Origin of the sequence: Curtobacterium sp. MCBA15_013 (genome assembly GCF_001865095.1) — a bacterium.
In the GTDB taxonomy this organism is placed as follows: Bacteria; Actinomycetota; Actinomycetes; order Actinomycetales; family Microbacteriaceae; genus Curtobacterium.
The window spans coordinates 3,545-4,744 of record NZ_MJGQ01000046.1; the positions used below are offsets into that span (position 1 = coordinate 3,545).

The 1,200-nt window shown below is 70.8% G+C and carries 2 protein-coding genes and 1 pseudogene; all 3 read left to right on the forward strand.

What is annotated here, in order from left to right:
• Positions 1-312 (forward strand): annotated as a pseudogene (locus BIV01_RS16745) (ABC transporter ATP-binding protein); the annotation flags it as partial.
• A 13-nt stretch (positions 313-325) separates the two neighbouring features.
• The gene (locus tag BIV01_RS16750) at positions 326-1,027 is read left to right on the forward strand and encodes an ABC transporter permease (protein WP_254791868.1); all 702 of its coding nucleotides are present in this window, start codon (positions 326-328) and stop codon (positions 1,025-1,027) included.
• On the forward strand, positions 1,024-1,170 hold the full coding sequence (locus BIV01_RS20290; RefSeq protein ID WP_254791869.1) for a hypothetical protein: 147 nt from the start codon (positions 1,024-1,026) through the stop codon (positions 1,168-1,170). Before BIV01_RS16750 ends, BIV01_RS20290 begins: the two co-directional genes overlap by 4 nt.
• Positions 1,171-1,200: the final 30 nt, after the last annotated feature.

Consider the following 1,200-nt stretch of genomic DNA (forward strand, 5'->3'; position numbering starts at 1 on the left):
CTGCTCATGGACGAGCCGTTCTCGGCCCTCGACGAGTTCACCCGCGAGGCCCTGCAGGACCAGCTGCTCGACCTCTGGGACGAGCTGCGGACGACGGTGCTCTTCGTCACGCACTCGGTGTCCGAGGCGGTCCGGATGTCGGACACCGTGGTCGTGATGGCACCGCGTCCCGGGCGCATCGTCGACGTCATCGACATCGACCTGCCGCGACCGCGGAACCAGCGTCTGTTCGAGGAACGGCGCTTCCACGAGTACGAGGACCTCGTCCGCACGCGGTTGCACAGCGCGTGGCGTGCGACGGACGCGGCCTGAGGGAGACGACACGATGACCACCACCAGCACGACCTCCACCGCCTCCGCCACGACCACCACCGCCGAGTCCGAGGCCGCAGCGACCCGCCGGCCGCTCCCCGGTTGGATCCGCCCGACGGTCTGGGCGCCCCTCGTCGTGATGCTCGCCGTCCTCGCCGTGCTCTGGCAGATCGGCGCGACGACGATGCCGTACCTGCTGCCGCCGCTGCCCGCGGTGGGGGAAACCCTCGCCACGCAGCTGCCCTACTACCTGCAGAACGCCGGGATCACCCTCGTCGAGTCGCTCGTCGGCCTCGGCATCGGGTTCGTGGCCGCGTTCGTCCTCGCCGTGCTGACGAGCGAGCTGCCGATCGTCCGCCGCGCGGTGATGCCGATCGCGATCGTCCTCAACGTGACGCCGCTCGTCGCGATCGCCCCGGCCCTGGTGGTGGCGTTCGGGTTCGGCCCGCTGCCGAAGCTCGTGATCACGGCGCTCATCTGCTTCTTCCCGATCCTCATCAACACCGCGGCCGGGCTCCGGTCCGTCCCGCAGCCCGTGCTGCAGGTGTACCGGACGATCGACGCGTCCCGCCTCGAGATGCTCGTGCACCTGCGCATCCCGAACGCCCTGCCGTTCGTCTTCGCGGCGCTCCGCATCGTGTTCCCGCTGTCGATCATCGGCGCGGTCGTGGCGGAACTCTCCGCGTCGGCTCGACGGGCGGGCTCGGCACCGTGATCAGCACGGCGTCGTCGATGAACCAGCTCGCCGTGGTGTACGCCGCGATCGCGATCCTCGCGGTGATGGGCGTGGTCCTGCTCGGACTCATCTCGCTCGTCGAGCGGCGGGTCCTCCGCTGGCACCGCACCGCGAACGACTGACGGCGACCGCCGCCCGGCCACCGCACCGCC

What these genes read in the sequence shown, in the direction of transcription:
- BIV01_RS16750 (WP_254791868.1), top strand. Translation starts at nt 326, where the DNA reads ATGACCACCACCAGCACGACCTCCACCGCCTCCGCCACGACCACCACC.